This window comes from Pedobacter sandarakinus (assembly GCF_026240095.1).
Lineage (GTDB): Bacteria > Bacteroidota > Bacteroidia > Sphingobacteriales > Sphingobacteriaceae > Pedobacter > Pedobacter sandarakinus.
Window position 1 is genome coordinate 204,251 of record NZ_JAPIVG010000001.1, and the last position, 24,504, is coordinate 228,754.

Annotated in this window: 16 protein-coding genes; all 16 read right to left on the reverse strand. The window is 38.9% G+C overall.

What is annotated here, in order from left to right; all coding sequences use genetic code 11:
- Positions 1 to 7: 7 nt before the first annotated feature.
- The 16 genes from OQ268_RS00830 to surE all read right to left on the reverse strand — a co-directional run bounded on the left by OQ268_RS00830 (position 8) and on the right by surE (position 24,479).
- Entirely contained in the window at positions 8 to 679 is a 672-nt protein-coding gene (locus OQ268_RS00830; protein ID WP_265854164.1) for a basic secretory protein-like protein, read from the reverse strand.
- Positions 680 to 877: 198 nt separating this feature from the next.
- On the reverse strand, positions 878 to 1,549 hold the full coding sequence (locus OQ268_RS00835) for a basic secretory protein-like protein (RefSeq protein WP_265854165.1): 672 nt from the start codon (positions 1,547 to 1,549) through the stop codon (positions 878 to 880).
- A gap of 9 nt (positions 1,550 to 1,558) precedes the next feature.
- A complete protein-coding gene (locus tag OQ268_RS00840) occupies positions 1,559 to 2,539 on the reverse strand; it encodes a basic secretory protein-like protein (protein ID WP_265854166.1) in 981 nt (326 codons plus the stop codon).
- Positions 2,540 to 2,603: 64 nt separating this feature from the next.
- Entirely contained in the window at positions 2,604 to 3,572 is a 969-nt protein-coding gene (locus OQ268_RS00845) for a hypothetical protein (RefSeq protein WP_265854167.1), read from the reverse strand.
- 50 nt (positions 3,573 to 3,622) lie between these two features.
- Positions 3,623 to 5,455 carry a RagB/SusD family nutrient uptake outer membrane protein gene (locus OQ268_RS00850; RefSeq protein ID WP_265854168.1) on the reverse strand — a complete coding sequence of 611 codons (1,833 nt, stop codon included), beginning with the start codon at positions 5,453 to 5,455 and terminating at the stop codon, positions 3,623 to 3,625.
- Positions 5,456 to 5,465: 10 nt separating this feature from the next.
- Positions 5,466 to 8,666, reverse strand: a complete 3,201-nt coding sequence (locus OQ268_RS00855) for a SusC/RagA family TonB-linked outer membrane protein (RefSeq protein ID WP_265854169.1) — start codon at positions 8,664 to 8,666, stop codon at positions 5,466 to 5,468.
- A gap of 86 nt (positions 8,667 to 8,752) precedes the next feature.
- Entirely contained in the window at positions 8,753 to 9,313 is a 561-nt protein-coding gene (locus OQ268_RS00860) for a discoidin domain-containing protein (protein WP_265854170.1), read from the reverse strand.
- 937 nt (positions 9,314 to 10,250) lie between these two features.
- Positions 10,251 to 11,126: an ROK family protein gene (locus OQ268_RS00865; RefSeq protein ID WP_265854171.1), complete on the reverse strand. Its 876-nt coding sequence runs from the start codon at positions 11,124 to 11,126 to the stop codon at positions 10,251 to 10,253.
- A 57-nt stretch (positions 11,127 to 11,183) separates the two neighbouring features.
- Positions 11,184 to 13,451, reverse strand: a complete 2,268-nt coding sequence (locus tag OQ268_RS00870) for a GH92 family glycosyl hydrolase (RefSeq protein WP_265854172.1) — start codon at positions 13,449 to 13,451, stop codon at positions 11,184 to 11,186.
- A 28-nt stretch (positions 13,452 to 13,479) separates the two neighbouring features.
- On the reverse strand, positions 13,480 to 15,651 hold the full coding sequence (locus OQ268_RS00875; protein WP_265854173.1) for a hypothetical protein: 2,172 nt from the start codon (positions 15,649 to 15,651) through the stop codon (positions 13,480 to 13,482).
- A gap of 345 nt (positions 15,652 to 15,996) precedes the next feature.
- Positions 15,997 to 16,998 (reverse strand): LacI family DNA-binding transcriptional regulator, encoded by a 1,002-nt coding sequence (locus OQ268_RS00880; RefSeq protein ID WP_265854174.1) that lies wholly within the window; start codon positions 16,996 to 16,998, stop codon positions 15,997 to 15,999.
- Between the two features lie 171 nt (positions 16,999 to 17,169).
- The gene (locus tag OQ268_RS00885; RefSeq protein ID WP_265854175.1) at positions 17,170 to 18,807 is read right to left on the reverse strand and encodes a RagB/SusD family nutrient uptake outer membrane protein; all 1,638 of its coding nucleotides are present in this window, start codon (positions 18,805 to 18,807) and stop codon (positions 17,170 to 17,172) included.
- Between the two features lie 10 nt (positions 18,808 to 18,817).
- Positions 18,818 to 21,919, reverse strand: coding sequence for a SusC/RagA family TonB-linked outer membrane protein (locus OQ268_RS00890; RefSeq protein ID WP_265854176.1), 3,102 nt, complete (start codon positions 21,917 to 21,919; stop codon positions 18,818 to 18,820).
- A 257-nt stretch (positions 21,920 to 22,176) separates the two neighbouring features.
- Positions 22,177 to 23,289 (reverse strand): lipid-A-disaccharide synthase, encoded by a 1,113-nt coding sequence (gene lpxB / locus OQ268_RS00895; RefSeq protein ID WP_265854177.1) that lies wholly within the window; start codon positions 23,287 to 23,289, stop codon positions 22,177 to 22,179.
- 64 nt (positions 23,290 to 23,353) lie between these two features.
- Positions 23,354 to 23,623 carry a stationary phase survival protein SurE gene (locus OQ268_RS00900; RefSeq protein ID WP_265854178.1) on the reverse strand — a complete coding sequence of 90 codons (270 nt, stop codon included), beginning with the start codon at positions 23,621 to 23,623 and terminating at the stop codon, positions 23,354 to 23,356.
- Positions 23,624 to 23,633: 10 nt separating this feature from the next.
- Positions 23,634 to 24,479, reverse strand: coding sequence for a 5'/3'-nucleotidase SurE (gene surE / locus OQ268_RS00905; RefSeq protein WP_265854179.1), 846 nt, complete (start codon positions 24,477 to 24,479; stop codon positions 23,634 to 23,636).
- Between the last annotated feature and the right edge of the window lie 25 nt (positions 24,480 to 24,504).

Here is a 24,504-nt window from a genome sequence, read left to right on the forward strand (position 1 = left end):
GTATCTTTTAAATTGCTGGATTTGCAACATATGCTGCCCAAAGTGCATCCAAGTCCTTTCCGGTTAACTTTGCCCAAATTTCTGGTTGATAAGAATGATCACGCAAAGCGGAATCAACAGATTTAATTGTACCAGACTTTACATTTTTTTCTATCCAGGCAAAAAAACGTGCCGTAATTCGATAGCTGTTTTTGTAGGTGTGTTCTGGCTTTAATGCAGGGAGGCTCCATTTGGCTCCGGCATTATCCACACCAAATTTAAACCTGGCGTAATCCGCAATACCTTCTGTTAACCAACCCGGACCAACGCTATTGCCATAATCCTGAACAATGTGCATCACTTCATGCGTTACCACATCAATATCTTCAGGATGCTTATCCATCCAAATTGAACTATATGTAACCTTTCCGTTTGAAGTGGCAGCCACACCTTTGTAATTGGTATCAACCATAAACTTAACGGTTTTCAAAGTTTTGGGGTTATACTCTTGAGCAAGTTTCGGATACACCACAAAGAAAGTTTCAATGAGTCGCTTTTTTAACTGAGGATCAAGCTGTGCATAGTTGCTCTCGAAACTTAGTGTGTAGCCATTCTTTTTGATAATTTCTTGAGCATTTAATTTCGAAAACGGAAGGATTGCCGCTAATAATAAAGGAGTTAAAAAGGAGTTCTTTTTCATGTATTTCAATTTTCAGATATTTTGGCTAGCGTTTAACGTTGCAAAATAAAAATAATATGTAAAACGTTTTACTAATAACGATACTTTTTTCATAACATTTTTGTTTTATACACATTTCGTTAGTGTACAAGAAATAAATTAGCGCAGTAACATGCTGGAAAACAAACGCTTCATCTTCAAAATGAAATATTTCAATTGTCAGTCTACATCTTTATTCTGAACATAAAGCTCCCAAAGGTTGTCTAATGTTTTGCCGGTTGTTTCTTCCCAAAATGCGGCGTTGTAATTGTTGCTTTTGAGTTTGGCATTAAGCAACTCGATGGTGTTTGGTGTTTGGTATTTATCTACCCACAGTAAAAAGCGGGCTGCAACCCGATAGCCTTGTTTATAGCTCTGCCACGATGCCACCGGAGGAAGTGTCCAACTTGCTGGTGCATTATTGAGTCCATATTTAAATCTAGCGCAATCTGCTAGGCCTTCAACCAGCCACTCCGGACCGGTACCGCTAAAATTTTGTGCAATGTGAAATAACTCATGGGTTACTAAATCTGTATCTTCTGGGTGCATTTCCATCCATTTGCCACTAAGCGTAATTTTATTATTTCCAGAGATGGCAACCCCTTGATAGTTGGTATCAATTGCAATGGTTACTTTTTTACTAGCCTTGGGGTTGTATTCGGCAACCATTTCCGGATAAACTTTGAAAAAGGTATTGGCAATATCCTGTTGCAATTTATTGGTTACCAATGGTGAATTGTTTACAAAAGATAAGCTGTATTTTCCGCGTTTAATAAGTTGTTCTTGCTCTGCACCTGCCTTAAAATGCACAAGTAAACCAAAGAGAGAAAGCATTAAAATAGAATTTTTCATGATTAGTTGTTATTTAGATTTTTTATCGCTGTATGTTAATGTCACTTGGTTAGGATTTTTAGCATAATCATCCCATAGCTGATCTACCGTTTTACCAGTTAGATTGGCCCACGATTGCTCGGTGTATTGATGAGCACGCAGTTGTTCATCCAGGCTTGTAATTAGTCCGGGTTTAATATTCTGCTCTAGCCAGGCAAAAAACCTTGCGGTAATGCGGTAGCTATTTTTGTAGCTTTGTTTCTCATTAAAGGCTGGCAAACTCCATTTTGAACCTACGTTATCTACACCATATTTATAGCGAATATAATCTGCTATACCTTCTGTTAACCAAACCGGACCAGCAGAGTAACCATAACCTTGCACAATATGCATGGTTTCATGGGTAACCACATCTATATCTGTCGGATGCGCTTTCATATAGCCGGCACTAAATAAAATTCTGTTACCACTTGCTTCTGCAACTGCTTTGTAAGCAGTATCTACAACAAAAAGTACATCGTGGGTAGATTTATTGTTAAACGTTTTAACTAGCGTAGGATAAATTTCGAAATAGGTATCAATTAAATTTCTCCTTACTGAAGGATCTAAGTTTGGGTCTTTGCTGATGAAAGTGAGCGTGTACCCTTTATGTTTGTCTTTACTGTAAGAAGACCAATTTTTAGACAAGGCAGCCCAGAGCTCCTTATTTATTTTCTTAACTGATTTTCCTTTAACCCAGTTGCTGTTAACTTTAATCTCACCAGCTTTGGCTTTGATGGTTTCTGTTTCCGTGTTAGCTATTTCAAGCACCACATTTCTTTTGGTACGGTATCCATCTGCACTAGCGAAGCCGGGATATTGGGCATTGAACGAAGCAGTTAAGTTGGCTTCAGTTTCTTCATCTAATACGTTTTCGGCATCGACTATTTTAATTTGGTAACCACGATTGTTTTGGCCAAAAGCGCTAACAGATCCGGCAAGTAAAATCGCTAATAAAGTTTTTTTGATCATGTTGTGTGTTTGTTTTTAAAAATAGGTATGATTTCACCTTAGACAAAATCATTATTGTAATAAATTAGTAGGTAATTGCTGGAAAGTCTGATTTAGCTTTAATAAGCATCGGTATCCAATCGGCTCCTTTTTCGTCTTTTGGGCCAAATGCCGTTAATGCAAGCTGTGTTAAATCAGCATTTGCAGCACCGCTCCAGAAATGAATGAATTCGCCAAAATTCATTTTACGGGTATATTGTTGGTAGGTTTTGCCCTGTACAGTAATTTGTTGTTTAGGGAAATGCTGGGCTAAGCTTGTGAAAAAGTTATTCAGCACTTTTGTTCTGCCATAATTATCGTAAATGGGTAGAAACCAATTCTTAAACCATTGCGTTCCTGCCCGTGGATAGCTGTCACTGGTAGTCATCATTTTGTTATACCACCGCTGCGCATCAGCAGACCTGTTTAGGCCTAAATACACATCGTACTGGTAGATCTCCATCCACTTACTATCATGCCAGATATCGAAAGCAGGCGATTCTTTCACACCTTTTGAAGCGCCTTCAACAATGTGACCGATCTCATGAGTTGATAGATCAATATCATTATCGGTACCATTGATCCAAGCATCTAAGCTACTTGCCCCACAATCGGTCACATTTCTAAAATCGTGTGCCCCATCAAGGTAAGTACCTGGATGACCTCCACTATACTTTCCGGCATGATAAATTACGAAGAGTCTGCTGTCATCGCCAAACTTACCATAGGTTTTTTTGGTATAATTCCAGGCTTCAGCCATATAGGTTTTTGGCCATGCTATTGTCGGTTTTACATCTCCGTCGTAATAAACCACAACACTAGTGTCGTAATAAACCCGGTTTACCAATTGTATATGTTCAAACCAATGTTCTTTCCAAGTTTTTGGGGGAGCGTTTGGCGGGTCGACACTTTCTACAATCGGAGGAGCAGGCTTAATAATTTCTTGCTCTTTTTCACTATTACAAGAACAAATTGCAGAGATGAAAAGCGCTGCAATGAAAAAGGTTTTTTTCATAAAATCAGTTTAAATTAAAAGCACCGGGTAAAACCCGGTGCTTAAATGTATTACCAACCTGTATTCTGTACAAGCAAAGGAACTTTTTGAATTTCATTATTCGGGATTGGCCATAAATAGTGCTTTTTCTGGAAAACTCTATTTTCTGTTAAAACAGGTGTGTAAAATCCTGGTGCATTCTGTGTAATGTTTAAACCTCTAATTTGCGTATCGGTAGTTTCGGCAATCTTCCACTCTCTGGTGTAAAAATAACGATCTAACTCGAATGCCAATTCTACGCGGCGTTCTCTACGAATTGCATCTTTCATGTCGGTAGGGATCGCAATCGCTCCTACCCCATTACCATAAGGCGCAATGCCTGCTCTTGCACGAATTCTATTTAAATAGGTTAAGATATCTGGGTCTGATGGATTTGATTCTTGAAGCGCCTCGATGTAATCTAAATAAATTTCAGCGAGCCTAATTACTGTAAAAATTGGTCTCCCAGAGGTCCATCCGGCTACGGTTAAATGCTTTCTGGAGGTATAACCAGTTTTAGTATAATCGTTGTTTGCAATTGCAGCCTTCCCTGCATTTCCGGTATTGGTGAAATCGGTGATTATGTTCGATTGTGGATTAATCCATTTCCGACCAGTATACGTGATACTCGAATAAAATCGAGGTTCGCGATTTACGTACATATTGCTAATTGAACGGGGAGCGTTTTGATCGTTTGGATCTGGCGCTTGATAGCTAGAGGTACCATTGGCTGTGTAAGAAGGATCGTTTTCAATTGGCAAACCGTTCGCAGTAAAGAAAGCATCAACTAATTGTTGGGAAGGCGATAAGAATGAACCTCCTTTATCTCCACCAGAAGCACCGTTATGATTTGGTGCTAACGAGTATTGATAAAAAGTTACATCACCACCTCTACCGAAAATAACTTCAGAATTCCAACCGCTTAAAAATACATCTCTCGTTGCAATAAATGCTCTATTAAATGCCGTATTAGGCAATCCTGAAGGTGTAGCTGCAACAGTATACAATGCATAACTGCTATAGTTTGGATTGGTTAGAAACGCTTTGGCGGCAGTTGCTAACCTTGTCCATTTTGCAACGTTATATGTCTGGTTAATCAGCTGTTTACCGTCTGGATTCTTTAATGCAGCATAATCGGCATTTCCGTTAAACAACGGACGTGCTGCAGTAAGCAATGTTTTGATTTTATATGCGTCTGCTACCGATGCCGTAATATGACCGTAGTCTTCGTTTGCCTGAGGTGTTGCTGGGAGAGCGGCAGCTGCACTAGTAAGCTCGCTAACGATATAATCTACGCATTCATCCATCGAATTACGTGGCTTACTAATGGCTTCAAGGGGTGCGTCTGACTGGATTGGATCGTTACCCAGTAGAACGACAGGTCCATATTGCCTAATCAAATGGTAATAATAGATTGCCCTTAATGCCTTGGCTTCATTAAAATAACGGTTTACAATGTCGATTCCGCCAATGTTGCAATCCTGGCATCTACTAACATTAGCCATAAATGTGCTCGCTGCCTGAATACCGCGATAATAGAATTGCCAATGGTAATTTACTTCTCCACTTGTTGGATCCCATGCGCCTGTATTGATGTTTTGGGTAAAGTTTGGCAGCGTGTAATCCGCCTCATCAGAAGCTGCTGTCCAGGGACCACTATTTCCAAGCCCGCTTGCACTCCTATCAAAGTTCTGATTTGGAAGGGTAGAATAAACATTAGCTAAAGCCTGATCTACAGTATTTTTTCTTTGATACTGTTGCTCGAAGGTTAGTCTATCGTCGGGAACTTGATTTAAAAATTTCTTGCAGCCGTAATTACCTAGTAATAGCAATGCACCAACTGTATATACAAATATTTTTTTCATCCTTTTAAATTTAGAAATTAGCTGTTAGACCTAAAGAGTAGTTAGAGGTTAATGGGTACCTGGTACCGTTATTTGTGTTCAACTCTGGATCCCAAAGCTTAAATTTACTGATGGTAAACACGTTGTAGCCCATTCCATAAATTCTTAAGCGTTTGATTCCTAATTTTTTGATACCTTCTTTTAAGGTATAGCCCAAATCAGCATTTTTTAGTCTCAAGAAGCTGATGTCGCGTAACCACCATGTACTAGCCTGATAGTTATTATTATTGGTACCACCGTAAGATAAACGAGGATAAACAGCATCTTGACGTGGGTTTGTTGGAGTCCAACGGTCGGCAGCAACTGCCAATGCATTACCCAAACCACCAGAATTTGCAAATGATGGAATGTTCATGATGATGTCTGCATTGTCCTGGCCCTGGAAGAACAACCCGAAATCGAAGTTTTTATAGGTTAATGAAAACCCAAATCCATAAGTCGTACTTGGTAGATCTCCCCTTCCAATTATAGTTCTGTCGAATGAGTCGATTTTGCCATCACCATTTAAATCTTTGTATTTTATATCACCCGGCATTAACGTTCCAAATTGAGTTGGGCTTGAATTAATTTCAGCTTGGCTTTCGAAGAGCTTCTCTGCAATGTATCCCACACGAGTGGAAGCCAATACATTAAAGCCACGTTGCTCCATCCAAGGGTAAGCCTGCGGTGCCTGGTCGTTCTCAATAACTTTGTCTTTATTAAACGTAACGTTTGCTCTTAAGTTTAAAGACCAATCTTTGCCTAATTGAGCATCGTACTGGATCGTTCCATCAATACCTTTATTTTCTACAACACCTAAATTGCCAATGGGTGTATTAGCCAAGCCTATATAATTTGGTACTGTACCTCTGGAAATAAACTGATTTTTCCTACGCTCTTGAAAGAAATCGACAATTAAGGAAAGATTATTGTTCAGGGTTTTCAACTCAAAACCTAAATCTTGTTTACGTGTTTCTGCCCATGTTACATCTACTCCATATGCGGTTACACCTAATCCTGAATTAGAAATATTTCCATTCTGACCAAATGTATAGCCATCTGCCGTGCCCACCTTTGTAAGGTAATAGAAACGTTCACTTTCGTTTCCAACATATCCGCCGCCACTTCCACCACTACCAACAATACCATCCGAATAGCGTAGTTTTACCATTTGAATAGCATTTTTTAACGGCTCGAAGAATTTCTCATTTGATACCAGCCATCCAACACCGAATGCCGGGAAAAAGCCGTAACGTTTATCTGGTGCAAAGTTCTCTGAACCGTTATAACCTACGTTTGCCTCAAAAAAGTACTTATTATCGTAAGCATAAGTTGCACGACTGGCTATACCTTGTAAACGATATGGGAGAGACAGCGTTAAGTTTCCTGCAAATGGTGTTGTATTATCATTTTGATTATATAATAATAAACCAGTTACGGCGTGTTTACCAAACGTACGGTTGTAGTTAATTGCGGCTTCCAAATATATTTTCTTATCGCCACCATTGCCAATACCATAGTTTAAGAACTCCTGGCCCTGCAAAATTAGACCATACTTGTATCCTGATGCTGGATCTCCAGGCACGATATACGGATCATTTGGATTTATTCTGTATAAGCTTTCTCTTTTTGTTCTGTTAACTGAACTATTAGTATTAACATCAAAGGAGAACATTGTGGTAGCTGATAAGCCAGGTGTAACTTCCTTTAAATCTTGCGTTAAACGAATGTTAGAATATAGCTGTGTACTGTATCCTACCCGATATCCATTTCGGGTTACGTCTCCGTATGGGTTTCGTTGGTCGGCCTGAGGACTAATGCCTGGCAAACTTCCGTTAGGATATAAAATTGGAAAAGATGTTGGGTTAATTAAGAAAGCTTGATTGAAAATATCTTGTGCCAATAAATTACTAGGGTATCTCGTTTGACCCAAGATTCCTTTTATACCTAAATCCAACTTGGTGGTCCCTGTAATATCCCAATTTAAATTTGCACTCACATTATAGCGCTCGAAATTCTGCTTCGCAGCATCATTTACGGCTTCATCGGTTTTGAACAGACCATCTTCGCCATAATAACCCAAGGAAACATAATATTTAGCATTACTCACGCCACCAGATAAGTTTGCCGTTACTGATCTGTTTCTTCCAAAATCATTGTAAATGGCATCAAACCAGTTCACGTTTGGATAAAGAATGGGATCAGCTCCAGCCGCAGTTTTCTGGATAGCATCAATAGAATATGCTGGTGTAAATGCACCGGCAGCACCAGACCGTAAATAATCAGAATACTTTGCCTCATTGGCTAAGTTCATATAATCTACCCCATCAATTAAGTCTGGTTTTTTTGTAAATCGGCTTATGCCTTCATAATACTCTACGTTTATACGAGGTGTTCCAATCTTACCTTGCTTGGTATTAATTAAGATTACGCCGTTCGCCCCACGAATACCATATACTGCGGTTGCAGCTGCATCCTTTAGCACTGTAAAATTTTCAACGTCATATACGCTAATATCATTAAGGTTACGATTGGGAACACCATCAATAATTACCAGCGGACCCCTATCGTTTGCCGTTAAAGATGATACCCCACGAATAAAAATGTCTGAACCAGTTGCACCTGGCTCGCCATTTCTAGAAACGTTCACCACTCCGGGAATACGACCAGCCAGTAATTGGCTCATGCTCGAAACAGGCTGCCTAAGCTCATCTGCTTTAACTGATGATTGTGCACCAACCAAACTCTCTTTTTTTTGTGTACCGAAACCAACAATTGCAACTTCTTGTAGATCGGAGCCTGTAGTTTCTTTTAATTTAATATCTAATACCGTTTGAGTACCAACAGTTATTTCCTGTGTTTCATACCCTACATAGGTAATAATTAAAACTGCATTTTGATCTGGAACAGAAATGGTAAATGCTCCGTTAACGTCTGCAGCTGCACTTGTTGAGCTTCCTTTTACTTTTACGCCAGCACCAGGTAACGGTAAGCCTCCCTGGTCTTTTATTATACCACGAATAACGATATCAGCTTTGTTTGGTTTAGCTACTACAGAACTGTTGATATTAATAACGGTAGCATTAACCGCAATAGAAACACCACAATTTAGCGCAATTGCCGTAGCAAGTACCTTAAATGTGCCGCCTTTTACGAGCCTGCCCTTGGTTATATTTGTAAATTTTTTCATCATAATTTTTTGTTAGTAACGGATTACTTTTTAAGGGATAAATAATTTTATTACCGAAGCTTGATGCCATAATATGGATCAAGTTTAAACTATTGCTGTTCTTCTGGGACTTCAATTAAACGCCATTCGGATAGTTGGAATAGCGATCCGCTACCGATAGCTGATATACTGATTCGGTAGTACCTGTATGCAATCTTGTTCTTGAAACTGTAAGTTTTTGTAAGGTTCCGTCCAGAAAAGGTTTCACCAGTTCTGGTATCTAGATCTACCCAAGTGGTACCATCTACCGATCCACTAAACTTCCAATCTTTAGGGTCTCTCCCCGGCGCATCGTTACCCGATGTTAAGGTGTAAGACGCCACCTGTTGTGGAGCAGGGAAGGTCAATTGCATAAAAAAATTTGTTTGGTAGGGATTGATCAAAAATTTCGTCGAGAAATCATTATCAACCACTTTTGCAGAACCCTCGGCACCTGCAGCGCCAGCAGAACTTTCGATATTAACAGACAATACAGCCTTTGCGGTAACATCTACCTTTGCTTTCCAGGTAAAAAGTTCAACTGTTGGGTATTCTTCTTTACCACATCCGAACAGAAATACTACGGCACTAGCTATCGCCAAAGCCCTCTTAGTCATTTTTAAGGGAATCATAATAAATTCGTTAAAGTTTGTTTCAAATTAAGTTCGTGATGGTTAGTCACTTCATTTACCAGATTTTTCATCCAGATAAGTTTGTAGAATTTTTGGATCGTCTAGGTAAACAACTGATTGAGTAATCTTCAGTTGTAATGCGATAATTGCTAAACCATCTCCCTAACAGAAATTCAATACTTTAGGAGAAATAATTTAAACAAATAGGTACCTTACAATGAACCTCTCTGTTTACTTAGTCGACACATGTACGGGTTGACCAAAATAACGTTGATTAGGAGATTCATCTGGACCTTTCCAAAATAGGGCAACCAGCTTGATAACTTAAAGAATAAGCCTGGTGACTTAATCGTTCTGTAGAGCCCTTTAACTTAACTAGCGAGAGAGAAAAAATCTGTTTATTTAGTGGTAGTTTGCCACTCTTGGCCTTCCCTTCCGTATGAGCAGTTACATTGAGGGCATCAGCCGAATTATTCTAAGTTTGTTTATGCCATATTTTGTTGTTTAGGTTTAGGTTTAGGTTTATCTATCATATATTTCTAATCTGCAGTTAGATGTTCGTTGTAAAAAATGCTAACCCTAAAACGTTTTAGTATTATTGCCTAAAAAAATTTTCAGAAAGACAATAAGGTAATCATACACAATAACTTGCAAACTAAAACGTTTTAGTTTTTTTGGCAAAAAAAAGGCCACGTTTAGATGGCTCATATATCTATGGTAAAGTTGGTTAGACTTACCATGATGACTTAACTTTTGTTAAATCACACTACAATAATAATCAAAAATTATAATAAAAGAGATTTTACCTATATTTTTTTTGTTTTCATTTTATTTTTCCAGTAATAGAATTTAAAAGATCGTAAAAAAAAAGATTTTAATCCATTTTTGAAGGTGAAAAATTGATTTCATAATTTCACCTTCAAAAACGAAGAGTTTCTTAGATTAAAGTTACATCGCAACAGCTGGCAGCACCTATTAAAGTAGCGTGTTCTTTCAATTCAGAGATTTTTATGGTCGCCTGGATATCATTTCCTTTAAGCGTTGCTTTTAATTCTGGTGCAAAGGCATCAAAAGCCTGCGAAATATTTCCACCGACAATAACAGAATCGATTTTGTTTGCATTGATAATCGGAATCAAAAACTGAGCAAGATTATATCCAAATTCCATAAACACTCGGGTAGAATGATAGTCTGTATCAACCAGCGCCACGAGTTCTTTCACACCAGGAACCTCTTTATTTGTGAGTTGTTTGTATCTCTTTACAAACCAACGTGTAGATAAATAATCTTCTGCTATTCCATCCAAAAATGATGAGTTCCACAAATCGGCGTCTATGGCTTTATATTTTAAACAAATTGAAGAGCCTAATCCGGTCCCCAGTGTTAAACCAAGTACATTTAAATTACCTTTTGCTGCACCCGCAAATACTTCGCCTTGTAAAAACCCGGCTGCATCATTTATAAAATGGATTTGTTCTAGTGGAATATCCAGTCGATTTGATAATTCTTCCTTAATATTGATATTGTATAATGCCTGAAATTTGTCTTGATCCTTAATTAGGGAAACTCCCTCTTCATAATCAAATGGTCCGGGCATAGCCACTCCTAAGCTCCTTTCACCATTTTTTATACCTTTAAACGCTTGGCTAATAATATCACACCATGCCCCTAGAATTTCCTCTTTACCCTCTTGCGAGTTCACAGGCATACGCCTTATCGAATCATTAATTAACGTTCTAGTATCTAAATCTACCAATGCGGCCGTAATATGCGAACCACCAATATCTACACCCAATGCTACAGGCTTTTCCATTCTTCTTATTATTACTTTTTAATCTTTTATCTATTTTATCAAATTTGGCGTTGGCAGTTATTTACTGAGCGAAAATGGCTTATCCGTAACTGCAATGCCTCTGGTAGTCGATGGTTTGCTGCTCATCGTTAATTTCAATGTACCTCCATTAATCAAATCCTGATGTGTAATGAAGTTACGTGTATATGTTGTACCGTTTAAACTGGCTCCGGCGATGTACACATTTGTTGCATTGTTGTCTTCAGCATCGATAATAAACTTCTTTCCATTTTCTAAATTAATAGTGGTTTTTTTAAACATCGGACTCCCTAAAACATATTCACCTGTGCCTGGCGTAACGCTATAGAAACCTAGCGCACTTAATACATACCATGATGAGGTTTGTCCTTGGTCTTCATCTCCCGGATAGCCATTTTCTGTTGCGTTATATAATTTTTGCATTACTTCGCGGGCATGGTATTGGGCCTTCCACGGTTGGTTTGCATAGTTATAGAGGTACACCATATGTTGGATGGGTTGATTGCCGTGAGCGTACTGACCCATGTTAGCCATTACCATCTCAGTCATTTCATGAATCATTCCGCCATAGGTACCCACATTAACCTTGTTGGGCTGTGAAAATACCGAGTCGAGCTTGGCCGTAAAATTTTCATTACCGCCCATCATATTAATCAATCCTTTTGTGTCTTGAAAAACCGACCATTGCCAATGCCATGCGTTTCCCTCGGTAAATGGTCCACCCCATTCTGTAGGATCAAACTTTGGTGCCCACTGTCCGTTAACATCCTTACCACGCATAAAACGCGTAGCCGGATCGTATACATTTCTGTAGTTGTACATCTGGCGTTCGAAGATATCCATATAGTATTTGTTGCCTATGGCTTTTGCAAGTTCGTAACCACAATAGTCATCGTAAGCATATTCTAGTGTTTTTGCAGTGGCCTCTCTGTATTTAGGATAAGGCACATATCCCAACTGATAATACTCCCGCCAGCCGTCTCTTCCATTTGCAGGCCCCCAAGGCCCCTTATTTGTAGCCTCATGTAAGTATGCATCTAACGCCTTTTTTGGATCAAAAGTACGCAGGCCCTTTGCCCAAGCGTCGGCAAAAAGAGAAATGGCGTGGTTGCCAATCATACTCCCGGCCTCACTAGGGAAAGACCAGGAAGGTAACCAACCGCACTGATCATAAGCATCTAACATTGCTTGCATATAGCGGCCATGCATTTCAGGCTGGATCAGTGTATTCAAGGGAAATTGTGCCCTAAAAGTATCCCAAAAGCCAGTATCTGTATACATATAACCGGCATGAACAGTTCCGTCGTAAGGGCTAAAGTAATATGGCTTACCATCTGGCCCTATCTCATAAAATTTCCTAGAAAATAAGCTAGCCCTAAAAAAGCAAGAATAAAAGGTTTCTGTATCTTCTTTTGTACCGCCTTCTACCAGAATTTTGCCCAATGACTTGTTCCAAACTGCAGCAGCTTTAGCTTTTGTTTGTTCTAAAGATTTATCGCTTCCAAGTTCATTTTTTAGATTTAATTCTGCTTGGACTAAACTGATGTATGATGATGCTGTTTTAACTTGTACCGTTGCACCATTTTTAAATTCAAGGTAAGCCCCTTTTCCAAATCCATCAGCCATTAAAGAATCTGGTTTGATGGTGTTTTTCTTGTTCTCCCACGTACCGTAAGCTTTAAAAGGCTGATCAAATTGCAGCACAAAATAGCTTTTCCAACCTTTTTTAAACCCCTCCCCGTTATTAACGTAACCAGTAATTTTATTTTCTTTAGGATAGATTTGCACACCACTTAAACGCGTATATCCATCTAAAATTAAATAGCTTTTCTTTCCCTTTGGATAAGAAAATCTTAAATGGGCACCTCTTTCAGATGGGGAAATCTCTGTGCTGATATCATTGTCTAACCTAACCTTGTAGTAATTCGGTTTGGCAATTTCGTTGGCATGGCTAAACTTGGCTTCACGCCTGTTTTCGTCTACTACAAGCTCATCAACCATTGGCATTAATGAAAAAACGGCATAATCCCTGGTCCACGAACTGCACTGATGTGCTTGCTGAAAGCCCCTTATTTTATCTTTGCTGTATTGGTATTTCCATCCATCGCCATTCCGACCGGTTTGTGGCGTCCAGGTATGCATACCAAAGGGTAAGGCGGTTGTTGGATAAGTGTTTCCTCTAGTTAATTCGTGTTTGGAATTAGTTCCCTGGAGGGTGTTTACATAATTGACCAAGTCTTTCTGCTGCGCCATTAACCCATTGGCAGCCAGGCAGAATAAAATGGTAGTGACTAATTTTGGTTTCATTGTGTATTTGTTTGTGTTTATTGTGTTTCTACCAAGCGATTTTGACTGTTACACCTTCGCTGGAATTCTCAAAACCGAGTAAAAGGGTTTTAGACTCGTCATCCCACTCATTTCTCGATAATTCTAACTCCTTGGAACCTAGCGCAGCAGTTATTAATGTTGGCTTTGCAGGCAGTAAAATTCTCATTATGTTTTTAGTGTTGACAGGACTTTTGGCTATAAATTGATAGGAGCTAGATCCAAATTCCTCATCGGTTACCCTGGCGGCCGCCGCTAAAACCTGTGGCTTTTTACTTTTAACAGCCTGTACATCGTAAAGGTAAGCCTGGGCATTAGGCGCTATAACCTTGCTTTTCAATATTGGAAGTTGAGGATCGAATAAGTCGATATATGTACCGCTTAGTGTTAATGGCGATTTGCTTTTGCCTTCATCCAATACCGCAGCAATAACAAATGGACCCCGCCGTAAAACAAAGTTGTTCTTAAGAATAAGGTCGCCCGCCTTTGCATCTTTCTCATAAGCTTGGGCAATTAGCGCTAGAAATTGCTGATCTCCATTATCGGACATAATTAATTCTTTCGGGTCGGTTCTTACCACATATACCCTACCTTTACCGACAGCATTTCCAATTAAATTCTCGTCTGTAGGTATTCCTAACAATTTAAAAAGATGCGCTGATGGCGCAGCGAATTTATTATTTCCGGTATTCCACCACTCTTTAACATTTTGGAATGGATCGGTATCTTTTCCATAATAAAGCAATACACCACCATTTTTAACCCATTTTGCCAATTCCTCATGAAATGAGGAAGATAGGGGTTTCATATTCGAATAGCTCATAATTAACACTTTGATGTCTTTCAAAGTATTTTTATTTGCCAGGTTTTCAATGTGAACCGTTTCAATGGGTATACCTTGCTTAAGCAGTGGAATGGCCATACCGTAAAAATTAGATAACTGTGGATCACTGTAGCCCGCATGCGTTGGGAAACGTTGAAACATCATGGAGTTAGACAATAACACGCCTATACCCCGACTACCGTTTAGGTGATTGTCTGATTTGGGCATCTGGTTTAAGGAGTTAACCATTACCTGCATTTGGGTAGCATAGTCTGGTGAAATTGGCTGCTTTTCCTTCAGCCCTTCAACTGGAAATTTACCATTATAAATTCGATTTGGCCAGGGCATCACTTCATAGTTATCTACCATGGGATATAACAATTCGGCGGTAAATGTGGCCTGGTAGTTGACCTTATAGTCATCCCAAGATCTGCTTCGGTCTTCAATCGGATCGGTTAAAAAATAAATCTTTCTTCCGGTAGGAGCCGTCATCGAAACCATAGAACCATATTCCAAGAAAGCATTTTCAAAAACACGCTCTTTTTTTATACCATTATAAAAGATTGGCTCTCTTGCCGTACCTGTCCAAACTTGGGCAATGTACCCATCCATTCCCTTTAAATTTGCCAAACTTGCCTCAGGGCTTACAATTTGCCAGGATGAGTAGTTGATTAACGAATGAGTTGGCACAAAACATTTTACCCGTGTACCTTTACTTTCGCTATAAGATTTTACATAACTAAAAACCTCTTTTAAAGCATTGAAATAAAGCTGATATTTTAGTTTGGAAGAAAGGTAGGTAGCCTCGGGCGACTCATGTTGAGCCATCCAGGGGAAACCATAAAATTTCTGCCATTCATCTTTAAAAGTTTGGCTATACCCTGCACGAGCCCAAAATTCTGGTTCTTCTAAATAAATTGCGGTTACGCCTGCATCTATCGCCCTTTTAACATGGCCTTTCATATACTCAAGGAAACTTGAGGTGGGTACAATATAGGGTACGTTCTTACCATGCCAGATGGTTTCTCCATTTTGCATCATCTGCCCTTCTCCGAGGTGATTTTTTCCATCCCAATCTCCAAGAAAATAATCCTGATACTGGCCCCAGGCAATACCAGTCATGAATTGAACTTCGTAACCTTTATCTTTATATCCTCTTATACGATCCTCGAAACTTCCACCATCGTTTATACCATACACCATGGCAATATCGGCCCGTACATCATAATTAGCACTCCATGGGGCTGCAACCTGAAATGAGGTTTTCTGTTTTGACTTTGTTTGAGCGAAGCTACCTAGCGCAGAAATACAAGCCAATGCCAAAAGCATAAAAAAACCATAATTGCCCTGTTTATTCATAATGCTATTGCTTTAAATCTAAATCGTAAGAATGCTGGAGATTTCGAATTAACGCCCAGTGGAATAATCATTGAAAGTTTAGGTCTTATCATACGGCTTTATCTATGGATTAAACCGGAGATTAATTTCTCTAGTGAATTTGAACATTTGGGCAATTTATTTGGTTAAAGATAAATCGATTTACCTAATTTAAACTAAGTGACATACAAAACTTACACAGCTGTAAGGCTAGTTAGTATCACATTAGTACTAGATTTTAAATAAAACGTTTTACTAACTCAATATTAAAAATAAAAATGCCATTTGTTGACAATAATCTAGCAACATTTATGTGACACTAAGCGACTACCTTTCGATTAACTTGGTGGGGATAATAACTCGGTTAGATTCGTTTTTTGTTTTGGAAGATAACTGACTTAAAATTAATCTGATAACGGTTTCGGCAATTTCTTCAAGGGGTTGCTGAACTGCCGAGATACCTGGGGTATGAAGTTCGAAGACTTCATGATCATCATAAGCTATGACAGCCAACTCATCCCCTATTTTTTTGTTAATCAGTTTTAGTACCTTGAGTCCGCTTATTGCAAGATAATTGGTCGCAAATAATACGGCGTCGGTATCAGTAGAAGTAAACAGTTTTTTAATTTGCGCAATGGTTTCATCCTCATTTTGGTTAAAATGAATCTTAACAATCAACTCCTCATCAAATGGGATATGATGATCTTCTAGTGCTTTCTTATATCCATCTAAACGCTCAGTAATCTGTTGAACATCGATATCAGTGGTAACTAATGATATTCTCTTTTTTCCCTTTTTGATAAAACTTTCGATAGACTGATATGAGGCATTAAAGTGATCTGCACCAACGTAGTTTGTATCTACCGTTGGCAAGTTTCTGTCGAACAGAATTACCGGTTTATCATCACTCAAAAGTTGCTGAATATCATCTTCAATTCCTTTTATTGGCGAGATGATGTAGCCATCTACTTTCCTGGATTTGAACATATTGATAAGCTCTTTTGCCTTATCTACACTGTTTTCGGTACTTGAATAAATAATTTTATAACCTTTTCTATACGCTTTATCTTCAATTAACCTGGCAATACGAGAAAAGAAAGAGTTTGAAATGTCTTCTATAATTAAACCTATGATATTAGAATTACCTGTTCTTAAACTTCGTGCAATCTGATTAGGTTTATATCCGCTCTCTTGAATTATTTTTTCTACGTTTTTGATAACCGCTTCACTAATAGATTTCTCTTTGGCTTTACCATTAATGATAAAAGATACGGTTGTGATAGATACGCCTGCCTGTAAGGCGATATCTTTAATAGAGAGAGATTTCATTATTAATGGTTGTTTTCAAAGTGGCCTCAATTTTTTTTATTGAGTTTTGGCTAAGATAATGTATAATCGTTAATTTCTAGGAATGTTAACCGTTTTAGTTGGTAGAAATACCGTTAATTTTTGTTAAAACTAAAAAGGGCGCCGAATTGGGCGCCCTTTTTAAGATGGTTATTAGTAACCAGGATTTTGTTTCAAATTTGAATTTAATGCAATTTGTTGTTGCGGAATCGGATAAAGTTGCCTGATCGCGTTGGTTGGTTGGTGATCCCACCATGATCCGGTAGCGAACTTTCCGAAACGAATTAAATCATCGCGACGGAAACCTTCGAAGATAAACTCTCTTCCTCTTTCAATTAATAGCTCATTCAGGTTTAGGGTGGCAGTTGTATAAGGAGTCCAGTTTGCTGGCGCAAATGCACGTACTTTACAATCATTGATCAGCTGTACGGCTTCTGCGGTAGCTGCACCACCATTTTTACGCATTAATGCTTCTGCTTTTGCAAAATAGATCCAGGTAAGTCGATAAATGTTCCAGTCGGTGTTATTGTATACTAAACTTGGCGGCGTAGTTGCATTACCAACTTGATTACCTAATTTGTATTTGTTAAAACGAACGCCACTATTCTCTTCACCTTCACTCATATTAGATACTGTAGAACCGATTTTATTTTTTTGAATGTTATCTACAAACTCCAATTGTTTCCCATCATACTCATTTCCTCCGGTTGCGATCAACGGCTGTCCGTTATCGAAACGGAACATCTTACCTTCTAATAGCCAAGTCCTCTTTCTCAGGTCGGTATCAACATAAGTGGTAAAATTGCCTGGCACGACAACAATTCCGTCGTTTCCGTTTCTACTTCCGCCATAAATGAATTGCTGGTTAAAGTGGTAAAAATCGCTCGGAAAGCCCGGTTGGAAATTTGCTCGCTGAAATTCGTATGCTACCGAAAATATAGATTCTTTACTTAAATCGTTGTCTGGTTTAAATTGATCTGTGATGTTAGGGTCTAACTGCATGTTTCCGTTTAAACCACCTGCTTGGTTGGTAATTAACTTATCTGCCGCCGCAATACAGTCGTCCCACCGTGCTGTTCCGGTCCAAACCTCTGCATTTAAATAAAGTTCTACTAACATCGCGTATCCTCCTGCCTGGCTCATTCTGCCCAACATCGATTTAGATAATTTTGGAGCCTTTTCTATGTTGTCTTTAATTTCTTTTTCTATAAAATTAAAAACTTCCTGGCGGCTAAGTGTCGATGGTCTTGCTGGTTCCCCAACAACCGTAACCACAGGGATATTTCCAAACAAATCCATCAGTTTTAAATAATGATAAGCTCTGAACAACTTCAGCTCTGCGATGAAAGCATCTTTTTCCTGTTGTGTTATACCTAGCTGTGCCGCATCTCTTTTTTCAAGATTCTCAATCGGCACGTTACACAAGCCAACACCCCAGTACATTAAAGACCATGCATTGTTTATACCGCCTTCATCAACTGTCCAGGTGTGATAGTGTAAACGTTTCCATTTCCCTCCATCCTCACCATGTCTTCCTTTAGTTGGCCAAGCCAATTGGTCGCCAGATAGTTCGGCCAATCGCCACCAACCATCTTGCCCTGATGATGTTCCCCATGCATTAGCATGGGTATAAGGCCTTAATACCGCGGAGATAATTTCATTCTTATTTTGATAAAAACTATCACTGCTAATCGTGTCATACAAGTTTTCATCGAGTTTCGTACAACCATTAGCTGTAATTAGCATCATAGCTGCTAAGCACGAAGTATATATTTTATTTATCGTTTTCATATAATTGTTTCTAAAATCCAAAACTAACCCCTAATAAAAATGAAGATGTACTTGGATAAGGTCCTCTACCGTCTACGCCCAAAACCCCATCGTTTGCTGCTTGACCTAATCCTGTATCTTTAACAAAATCAGGATCATTTCCTGTGTATTTAGTAAAGGTTGCCAGGTTCTGACCAGTGATGTACGCTCTTAGATTGCGAACGTTTTTCGATTTTAATTTAAAAGTATATCCAAACGTTACCTCATCAATTTTTAAGAAACTACCATCTTCGATATAATAGTCTGAATACATGTAGGTATCATTGATCTGAGCATATTTATCAAAAGCAGAACTTAACAGATTAGTACCAGACACTTTGTTTCCGTAAGATAGCGCGGTTGTATTCAGGATTTGATAATCAAACTTTCCTCTTAAGAATACCCTTAAATCAAATTGCTTATAATTAAAGCTGTTGGTTAGCGACAAGTAATATTTAGGAATTGCGTTTCCGATGATTGCTAAATCAGTTTGGTCTCTAAAGAATGAATTATTGATTTGATCATTTCTAATTGGCTGACCGTTTCTGTTGAAGAATAGCCATTTACCATCGCCAGTAAAGCCAGCAAAGCGTTTACCCCAGAAATCGCCTATATTTCCACCTTCATAAATTCTAATGGCATTTCCTAAGTCTCCAAAACCGCCAATTGGCGCTGTAGATAGATAATCCCTTTTGTATTCGCTATTAGAATAAGAATCTAATTTATTACTGGTAGTACTCGCAGCTAAGTCGATATTATATTGGAAATCCTTTCCTTTAACAGCTTGATAGCTTAATGCCAATTCGATACCTTTTGCAGATATAGACCCCACGTTGGTGTAAATCTGACTTCTTACGAAAGGTGGCTGAGGAGAGTCATAATTATCTAACAAATCTTTTGTAACACGTTTAAATAAATCTAATGATCCAGAAAGGCGATTAGATAAAAGTGAGAAGTCTAAACCTAGGTTAATCTCTTGTTTTTTCTCCCACCTTAAGTTTGGATTTGGATTGGTATTAGGCCCATAAGTTTCCCTATATTGTCCATCAGGATATAAATAAACACCACCTGTACCCAATGTAACTAACGATGCATAATTAGAGATTCCTGAGTTACCTGTTTCACCATATCCAATTCTCACTTTCAAGTTATTTACCCACTTTACATTTTCCATAAATTTCTCTTCGGTTACGGTCCAACCTGCAGAAACTGCCGGGAAGTTTGCCCATTTGTTGTTGACACCGAAACGCGAAGATCCCTCTCTACGTAAAATTGCCTGTAAGTAATATCGGTTTTTAAAGGTATAGTTTACCCTTCCGAAGAAAGCGATCAAAGTATTATCATTTTTGAAACTTCCTAGAAATGCTTTACCAGCTGAAAGCTGATTTCCTGCATTTAAATTGTTTTCCTGGAACTGATCATTAAGAAAACCTAAGTTTCCGGCATTGAAACCTTCATTTACTTCGTAGCGATAACTATATCCAGCAATACCTGTTAAACTATGGTCTTCACCAAAAGTTGTAGAATATTGTAATGTAGGTTCCACATTGTAGTTCTGCTCTAAAACTGTCGAGCGTGCGGCATATCCACCATTCTTATAGATATCGTTTTCTACTGAATATTCACCGAAAATAGATCTGTAAGAACCATCGATATAACTGTTTCTCTGAACGGCACCAAAGATGGAAGCTTTTAAACCTTTATAAAGTTCATACTCAACTTTTGCATCGATAGAGCTTGTTTGTTGTTGTCTTTTATTGGTTTCTTGCTCCAATCTGGCAATTTCATTTGTAGCGTTCGGATCAAAAAAGTATGAACCATCTGGATTATAATAAGACTGCGTTGGGTTTCGTGTCAATTGGTTTTCCCAACCGCCACCACCTAATAAGTCACCTTTGTTAAAGTTTGTAGATAGATTTACCTGCGTAAATAACTTATCATCCAAACCTCTGGAATTTAGATTAAGCCTGATTCCGTATTCAGTTCGGCGGTTGTTTTTTGCAAAACCCTGCAAATCCCGGTAATTGATACTGGCCCTGTAACTTGTTTTGTCTGAGCCGCCAGACATCGAAAGGTTATGGTTTTGACTAAAGTTCTGGTGATTAACCAAATCATCAAAGGGATCAAGGGAAGCGCCATAATCTTGTCTATCAAATTGTCCTGATTGAATCTTTTCTCTAAACTCATCAACAGTTAAAAAATCTGGCCTCCTGTACAAGTATTCTTTACGCACATACGCTGAATAATCAAAGCGGGCCGGACCAGCCTTACCCTTTTTTGTTGTTACTAAAATTACCCCAGCGTTTGCTCTTGTACCATAAATCGCAGCACCAGATCCATCTTTTAAAACGCTGAAAGAGGCAATATCGTCTTGTTGCAATAAATCTAGGTTACCGCCAGGTATTCCATCTATTACAATTAAAGGGCTTTGACTACCTGTTACTGAGGTAACGCCACGTAACTGGATACCAACACCAGAGTTGGGATTTGACCCTCCTGTTCGGGTAATTTGCAAGCCCGCCACCTTACCTTGCAATAAATCGAGGGGATTGCGAGACCCACTTTGTCTAAATTGTGAGGTATCTACAGTTGCTATTGCTGAAGTTACTTCCTTAGCCTTTAACGTTCCATAACCAACAACTACCACCTCATCTAGTTTCTGAGCGCCTGATGGTACCAGGTTAACCGTTAAGGGTGTAGCGCCATTTCCTGCCGGAACAGACTTTTGTTGATAGCCAATGTAGCTGAAAACTAGGATATCGGTTGGAGCTGTTACAGCAATGCTAAAACTGCCGTTCTCTTGCGTTACGGTTCCACCTGTTTTACCTTGGATTTTGATTCCAACGCCTGGAAGGCCGAGTTTTTTTTCATCCAATACCACACCTTTTATGGTATTTTGTGTTGAGGTACCTGTTGCAGACGTAGCAGGAGCATTTGCCGGGGGCGCAGCAGGTACAGGACTTGAGCCACCTAGCGGGTTCACCGGAACTTTAACCGAATCGGCTGGCGTTGCTACCGGTACTTTCTTGGTAGTGTCTCTTTTGGTAGTGTCTTGCTGAAAATAGTAATGATTGAAACCCGCGGTTTCTCTCATTGATTTAGCAAACAACTGGGAGTTTGAAATTAGGATTAGGCATAGGAAGGCCGCGATCCTGGGTAGAATGTTTCTCATTGGCACTCATTAGTTTAGTTTATAATTAGTTACGCAATGCGACTAATGTTTCGCTTAATTAAAGAGGCGTAGAAATTAATTAGGGACGAACAGCAGTACGCAAAACGTTTTAGTAACGCCGAAATGAGGTATTTGTTTTAAGAATTGTGCAAATGGTTTATAACAAAGTTGTGATATAACTATGAGCTTGCAGCTGCATACTTGTAAATAAGCCTGGCGGTTTTAGCCGAGGCGCCAGGTTTCCCCATCAATTGGAGAAGCTCATCGTATTGGTTAAGCATGTTTGATCTACCTGTTTCGCTTAAAATGGCGCTTAGGGAAAAATTAAGGTTTTGGATATTACACTCTTCCTGGATAAGTTCAGTTACAATTTTTTTATTTACAATCAAGTTCACTAAAGAGATAAACTTGATTTTGACTAACATTTTAGCAATTGCTATGGAAATGACCCCTCCCTTGTAAACAACAACTTGAGGAACTTTAAACAATGCAGTTTCTAACGTAGCCGTACCTGAAGCAACTATTGCAGCATGTGCATGGTGTAATAAATTGTAGGTATTGTTAAAACAAAGCTGCACATTTCTATCCCCAATAAATTGATGATAATAACTTTCAGAAAAACTAGGCGCAGCAGCAATTGCAAAACAATATGCTGGGTATTGATCTGTCAAAAGCAGCATTACTGGCAATAGGCGTTCAATTTCCTGCTTCCTGCTACCAGGCAAAAGCGCAATGATTTTACCGTCACCTAAACCGCCTGCTACCCGAAAATTGGCATCGGGAGAGAATTGTGCTACTTCATCTAGCAATGGATTGCCAACATAATCTACTTCCATTCCCCAGTTTCGATAGAAATCTACTTCAAAAGGCAATATGCAAAACATATGGTCGACTACCTTTTTTATTTTTAGCACTCTTTTTTGGTTCCATGCCCAAACTTTTGGAGAAATATAGTAGCACACCTTAATACCACAGGCCTTTGCAAACTCAGCTATTTTCAAGTTGAAACCCGGAAAATCGATCAAAATCAGCACATCAGGTTTCCAACCAGTTATATCTGCTTTGCATGCTGATAGATTTTTGAAAATTGTTCTAAGGTTTAGTATCACTTCTGTAAAGCCCATAAAAGCCATATCGGCGTAATGCTTTACCAATGTGCCTCCTTCAGCCTGCATTTTATTTCCACCAAAATACCTGAATACAGCCTCATGGTCTTCATGCTTAAGCGCTTTCATTAGGTTGGCGCCATGCAAATCGCCAGAAGCCTCTCCTGCTACGAGATAATATTTCATGTGTTTGCTTTCCTTTTTATTGTCTGGTGGAAAATTAATTGGGTGTTTTACTGATAAAAATGAGCTAAAATACTTTGTAGGCAAAAAACAAGAATGCGCACACGAAAGTAGCTGCTAAAATCCCTCGACCAATATTTTCTTTATAAATTTTGAAGAAATATTGCATGGTGTAGGCATTTACAGCTATAGCACCAATGTATAATAAATCGGCCTTAGCCAACAAAGCTACATGGTGAATAATAAACCAGGCGATTGAAACCAGGATGGCAGGAATTACTAATCCTATAGCCAAACCAACCCAAACAGAATTATTTAACTTCCTAATTGTATCCATGCCGTGTACTTTAACCAAGATTTATTCCATCAGCGGCAGATGTATTCTTAGTGCTTGCGCTTTCTACATCACCAGCAGCTAAACCGAAATCCCAGCTGTTAAGTGTTTGTATCGCATGGTGTGCAGTCAAGTCAAATTGTACAGGAACAATAGAAACATAACCATGATCGAGCGCCCAAACATCAGTATCCTCACCATGATCAAAATTTTCGAAAACACCAGTTAACCAATAATAGGGCCTTTTATATGGATCGGTTCTTTCGTCAAACTCTTCCATCCACTTAGCATTTGCCTGTCTGCAAATTTTTATCCCTTTTAATGTTGGTCCTTTGGGGAAGTTAACGTTTAACAAAGTACCTTCAGTTAAACCATTGGCTAGAACCTGTTCGCAAATGGTTTTGATATATTTTTTGGTGTGACTAAAATCCGCATCCGCTGCAAAATCATCCATAGAAAAACCAATTGATGGAATTTTTTCTATTGCACCTTCCACAGCAGCAGACATTGTGCCTGAGTATAATACGTTTATCGAGTTATTTAAACCGTGGTTAATGCCTGATACGCATAGATCGGGCTTTTTACCTTTGAAAATTTTATTAACGGCCAATTTTACGCAATCTACAGGCGTACCGCTACACTTGTACATTTCTACACCTTCATAAAGCGTAACTTTATCAAACCGAATAGGCTTCCCGATTGTGATTGCATGGCCCATTCCACTTTGAGGACTATCTGGTGCAACAACAACTACGTTTCCGAGTTCCTGCATCACCTCCATTAAATTTTTGATGCCTGTTGCGGTGATTCCATCATCATTTACTACTAATATATTGGGCTTAGAACTTTGCTCTATCATGCTGGTAAAAATACGGAATATAAAA

Bases quoted from the DNA above. Each gene is read 5' to 3' on its own strand.
- OQ268_RS00835 (WP_265854165.1), bottom strand. From the start codon at position 1,549: ATGAAAAATTCTATTTTAATGCTTTCTCTCTTTGGTTTACTTGTGCAT.
- OQ268_RS00880 (WP_265854174.1), bottom strand. From the start codon at position 16,998: ATGAAATCTCTCTCTATTAAAGATATCGCCTTACAGGCAGGCGTATCT.
- OQ268_RS00885 (WP_265854175.1), bottom strand. From the start codon at position 18,807: ATGAAAACGATAAATAAAATATATACTTCGTGCTTAGCAGCTATGATG.
- surE (WP_265854179.1), bottom strand. From the start codon at position 24,479: ATGATAGAGCAAAGTTCTAAGCCCAATATATTAGTAGTAAATGATGAT.
- OQ268_RS00855 (WP_265854169.1), bottom strand. From the start codon at position 8,666: ATGATGAAAAAATTTACAAATATAACCAAGGGCAGGCTCGTAAAAGGC.
- OQ268_RS00870 (WP_265854172.1), bottom strand. From the start codon at position 13,451: ATGAAACCAAAATTAGTCACTACCATTTTATTCTGCCTGGCTGCCAAT.
- OQ268_RS00875 (WP_265854173.1), bottom strand. From the start codon at position 15,651: ATGAATAAACAGGGCAATTATGGTTTTTTTATGCTTTTGGCATTGGCT.
- OQ268_RS00840 (WP_265854166.1), bottom strand. From the start codon at position 2,539: ATGATCAAAAAAACTTTATTAGCGATTTTACTTGCCGGATCTGTTAGC.
- OQ268_RS00830 (WP_265854164.1), bottom strand. From the start codon at position 679: ATGAAAAAGAACTCCTTTTTAACTCCTTTATTATTAGCGGCAATCCTT.
- OQ268_RS00845 (WP_265854167.1), bottom strand. From the start codon at position 3,572: ATGAAAAAAACCTTTTTCATTGCAGCGCTTTTCATCTCTGCAATTTGT.
- OQ268_RS00900 (WP_265854178.1), bottom strand. From the start codon at position 23,623: ATGGATACAATTAGGAAGTTAAATAATTCTGTTTGGGTTGGTTTGGCT.
- lpxB (WP_265854177.1), bottom strand. From the start codon at position 23,289: ATGAAATATTATCTCGTAGCAGGAGAGGCTTCTGGCGATTTGCATGGC.
- OQ268_RS00860 (WP_265854170.1), bottom strand. From the start codon at position 9,313: ATGATTCCCTTAAAAATGACTAAGAGGGCTTTGGCGATAGCTAGTGCC.
- OQ268_RS00850 (WP_265854168.1), bottom strand. From the start codon at position 5,455: ATGAAAAAAATATTTGTATATACAGTTGGTGCATTGCTATTACTAGGT.
- OQ268_RS00890 (WP_265854176.1), bottom strand. From the start codon at position 21,919: ATGAGAGAAACCGCGGGTTTCAATCATTACTATTTTCAGCAAGACACT.
- OQ268_RS00865 (WP_265854171.1), bottom strand. From the start codon at position 11,126: ATGGAAAAGCCTGTAGCATTGGGTGTAGATATTGGTGGTTCGCATATT.